The 4381-nt window shown below is 77.9% G+C and carries 3 protein-coding genes and 1 pseudogene; all 4 read right to left on the reverse strand.

What is annotated here, in order from left to right:
* On the reverse strand, window positions 1-719 hold a 719-nt coding region (locus tag KVT14_RS19745), incomplete at its 3' end, for a chain-length determining protein (protein WP_217617223.1).
* Window positions 698-2056, reverse strand: coding sequence for an O-antigen ligase family protein (locus KVT14_RS23565; protein ID WP_308161181.1), 1359 nt, complete (start codon window positions 2054-2056; stop codon window positions 698-700). The genes KVT14_RS19745 and KVT14_RS23565, both read right to left, overlap by 22 nt.
* Window positions 2053-3387, reverse strand: a complete 1335-nt coding sequence (locus tag KVT14_RS23570; protein ID WP_217617224.1) for a hypothetical protein — start codon at window positions 3385-3387, stop codon at window positions 2053-2055. Before KVT14_RS23570 ends, KVT14_RS23565 begins: the two co-directional genes overlap by 4 nt.
* 130 nt (window positions 3388-3517) lie before the next feature.
* Window positions 3518-4273 (reverse strand): annotated as a pseudogene (locus tag KVT14_RS23630) (glycosyltransferase family 4 protein); the annotation flags it as partial.
* Window positions 4274-4381: the final 108 nt, after the last annotated feature.

The following is a 4381-nucleotide window of genomic DNA, read 5'->3' on the forward strand; positions in this document are numbered from 1 at the left end:
CCGCCCGCGCCGGCGGCCCCCGCGCCCGGGTCCCCGGCGTGGCCCGCGCCCGCGTCCGCGGCCGCCGCGCGCGCCTCCGTCCGCCGCGCCCGCACGCCGGTGCGCCAGCGCCCGAGGCTCGCCGCGGCGAAGACGAGCACGGCGCCGCCGAGCAGCACGACGATGACGGCGCGCAGCCGGCTGGAGAACTGCTCCGTGGCGTCGTCGGGCGGGGCGAGCAGCAGCGGGGTGAACAGGTACCGGTCGTCGGCGCCGTTGACCCGCTGCAGGTCGTCGAGCTCGGCCTCGAGCACCGTGCCGACGGCGGCGGTGGTGGCGATCGCCGCCCCGGGCGTCGGGCCCACGCCGGTGATGTCCACGACGAACCCGTTGCCGCCGACGCCCGGACCCACCCCGTAGTCGGTCCCGACGCCGTCCGCCTGGAGCTGCTTCACGGTGGACGCTGCGCCGAGCCGGGCGATCAGCGCGTCGGTGATCAGGTTGGTGTCGGCGGACCGCAGGTAGGGGTTGTCCGCGTTCAGCGCCGCGAGCGCCGGGTCGCGCTCCAGCTCCTCGGCGGTCGGCACGGCGGGGTTGACGAGGGCGTAGGTCGAGGTGACCTCGTAGCTGCGCGGCGCGAAGCCGTACACGTACGCGGCGGCGGCCAGCGCCAGCAGCAGCGCGGGCAGCACGTACCACCGCTGCTGCCAGAGCGTCCTCAGGACGTCGGTCGGGTCCACGGGTCCTCCTCGTGACGCACCAGCAGCCACGCCGCCCCCGAGAGCCCGACCAGCGCGGGGAACGCCAGCGCGAAGACCGGGAAGGACAGCGAGTCGAACGTGAGCGAGCAGACCGCGCCCGCGAGGGTGCCGGCGGCGAGCGCGCCGGCGAGGCAGCGCAGCTCCAGCGAGCGCGCGGTGCCGGCGGCGTGCAGCGCGGTGACCCCGGGCAGCACCAGGTAGACGACGGTGGCGGCGACGCCCACGGCGCCCGTCGTCACCAGCGCGTTGAGGTACTGGTTGTCCAGGATGTGCAGGGCGTCCTCGGGCATGTAGTTGCCGGGCCCGAGCCCGAGCAGCGGGTGCGCGTCGAACATCGCGACCACGCGCGGGTAGTTGTCGAGCCGGGTCGAGATCGACGGGTCGGAGGCGTCCGCGCCGAGCGCCCCGCCGAGCGTGCTGACCAGCCCCGGGACGGACAGGAACAGCCCGGCGACGGCGACGGGCGCGGTGACCAGCACCCAGTGCCGGGCGACCCGGGGCAGGAACGGCAGCACGACGACGGTCGACACGGCGAGCCCGAGGATCCCCGACCGCGAGATGCTCATCGCGACGGCCAGCACCAGCAGGCCCGTGCGCAGCAGGTGCGCCCAGCGGCGTCCGGTGCGGTCGTACACGGCCCGCCAGATCGACAGCGGCAGCAGCATCGACGCGACGACGCCGAGCTCGATGGGGGAGAAGGTCGTCCCGGCGACCCGCACGAGCGCGCCCCGGGGCTGGAACGGGGTGTCGCCGCCGTTCGGGGTGAAGCCCGGCATCACCCAGGGCGCCCAGTCCACCGGGTCGACGTGCAGGAGGAACTGCACGAGAGCGACCAGGCAGCACACGACGAACCCGTCCAGGAGCGCCCGCGCGCACTGCGCCGCGGCGGCGACCGACCGGGCGCACTCCGGGACCACCGTGACCAGGGTCGCGCTGGCGAGCACCAGCAGCAGCCACCGCTCGCCGGCCGCCCGGGTCACCACGGTGCTGCCGCCGGTGGTGCCGAGCCAGAGCGCCGCGGACGACGCGACGGTGGCGAGCAGCAGCGCGCCGACCGCCAGCCGACCGGGATGCCGCGCGGCCAGCGGGTCGTGCAGCCCCCACGTCCAGGAGACCAGCCAGAAGGCGCCGAGCAGCAGCGTGAGCAGCATCGCGACGGTGCCGGCGGCGCCGATCGGGGCGATCACCATGCTCGCCGGGGCCGCGCCGATCGCGACCAGCGCGGCGCGCAGCAGCAGCGGCACGCCCCGGTCCCGCCCCGGCGGGACCGGGGGCTCGAGGGGCGGCGCCGGGGACCGCGGCAGGACCGTCGTCACGGCGCGCCGCACCCCGGCGCGGCGCCGGGCGCGTGGTCGTAGCGGTACAGGTGCACGGCGAGGCCGTCGGCGAACGTGTCGGCGAACGCGCCGTCCACGAGCGCCAGAGCCCGGTCCTCGCCGAGCACCGTGACGGTGCCGTCCGCCGCGCAGCGCAGGTCGAACCGGACGGTCGCGGCCCCGTCCCCGGTGGCGGCCGCGAGCAGGTACTGCGTGCCCCCGTCGACCTTCACCGCGGTGTCGACGGGGCCGTCGGCGAGCACCGCCCCGTCGAGGAACGGTGCCGCGAGCGCCGGGCCGAGCGCGGTCAGCTGCCGGTTGACGTCGGCGACCCACGGGCGGACGTCGGCCCCGCAGGCCTCGCGCAGCAGGTGGAACGACTCGCAGGCGCCGCCGAAGCTGTGGTTGAAGTACACGACGCCGCGCGCCCCGTGGATGACGCTGCTCCACACGGCCGCGCGGACCTGGGGCCCGGTGATCGTGGGGGCGTCGTCCTCGGAGAACGGGTGCCCGAGCTCGACGAACGCCCACACCGGCCGGCTGCCGGGCGGGTCCACGAGGGACCGCACGCGGTCGACGGTCCGGCCGTAGTTCGCCGGGCGCCGGCACTCCTGCTCGGTGAGCGGCTGCCCGCCGGCCAGCAGCATCCCGCCCTCGTGGCCGCCGCAGATGTGCGGGTCGGTGAACCAGTAGGTGTCGACCGACACGACGTCGGCGTAGTCGTTGACGAACCGGGCGGCCTCGGCGTCGTCGAGGCGGAACGCGACGCCCTTGCCGTAGTTGGCGTACGTGAGTGCGTCCGCGGGCAGCCCGGCGCGCACGGCCGCCTGCACGGTGTAGCCGCACGGGGTGTCCGCGGGGTGGCAGACCTCGCCCTGGCCGGGCCACAGCCCGGTCCAGCCGTTCTCCCCGGCGCCGGCCCACATGTCGACCTCGTCGGCCAGCACGCCCCCCGCGGCGCGGGGGTCCTCCCGGCCCACGAGCGCGGCCAGGCCGGTGCCGTCGAGCAGCGCGAGGTCGGAGTCCGTGGTGAGGTCCACGTAGGTGGTGAGGCCGGCCGCGAGGTCGAGGCGGACGTCCCCCGGGTCGGTGACGCTCTCGAGCCAGACGCCGATCGGGAACGCGCGCTGCTCGGCGGGCAGCGTCGGGTCGAAGGCGTCGTAGAACGCCGGGCCGCCGTCGACCTCGCGCCACGCGAGCGGGGTCGGCCACGTCGGGCCCGGGGTCGGGGACGCGGACGGGTCCCCGGTCGGGCCGCCCGGGCCCGCGCAGGAGCCGAAGCACACGCCGGCGACGGCGAGGCCGGTGCAGACCCGGCGCACGGCGCTCACCGCGGGCCGCCGTCCGCCGAGCCGCGCCCGCGGTCCGTGCCGCGCCCGCTCCCCGCGCCGCCACGAGGCCGAGCAGCGTGGCGGCGCCGCGGTCGCTCCCGTACCCGGCCAGGACGTGCCGCCGGCCCGCCGCCCCGAGCGCCGTCGCCAGCGCCGGGTCCGCCGCGACCCGCGCCACCGCGTCGGCGAGCGCGACCGGGTCCCGCGGCGGCACCAGGAGGCCGGTCCGCCCGTCGTGGACCAGCTCGCCGACCCCGCCGCCCGCGCACACCACGACCGGCAGCGCCGCCGCGAGCGCCTCCATCACGGCGACGCCCAGCGGCTCCGCGTGGCTCGCGAGCGCGAACACGTGCGCCCCGGCGAGCTCGGTGCGCACCCGGTCCTCGCCGACCGCGCCCGGCAGGTGCACCCGGTCCCCCAGGCCGAGCCCCGCGACCAGCGACTCCAGCCCCCGGCGGTACCCGTCGCCGCCGTCCTCGCCGAGCACGACCAGCCGGGCGTCCAGGCCGCGGTCGACGAGCAGCCGCACCGCGCGCACCAGGTCGTCGTGCCCCTTCGCGGGGTTCAGCCGCCCGCAGGAGACCAGCCGCAGCGGTCCGGCGCCCGGCCACGGGCGGTACGGGCGGTCCGGGACGGGCGCGTCGGGGTCGACGCCCATCGGCGCGACCGCGAGGGTCGCCGGCAGGTCCGGTCCGAGGGCGGCGCGCAGGTCCCGGCGCAGGCCCTCCGTGATCACCAGGCCGAACGTGGCACCGCGCCACTTGCCCCGCTGGTTCCCGCCGTAGTCCGCGAGCGGCCCGTGCAGCGTGAGGCTGTAGGCGGGCCCGCCGAGCAGGCGGGCGAGCGCGGCGACCTGGGCCGCGTCCCCGCTCGAGTGCACGTGCACGTGGGACCAGCCGCCGGCGCGGGCGAGCGCGGCGAGCCGGGCGGCCGCGAGCGTCAGGCCGGCGGTGCGGGCCGCGCGCCGGACAAGGCCGCCGCTGGCCGCCGCCGC

The sequence above is a fragment of the Cellulomonas sp. GbtcB1 genome (assembly GCF_019091725.1).
GTDB lineage: Bacteria > Actinomycetota > Actinomycetes > Actinomycetales > Cellulomonadaceae > Cellulomonas.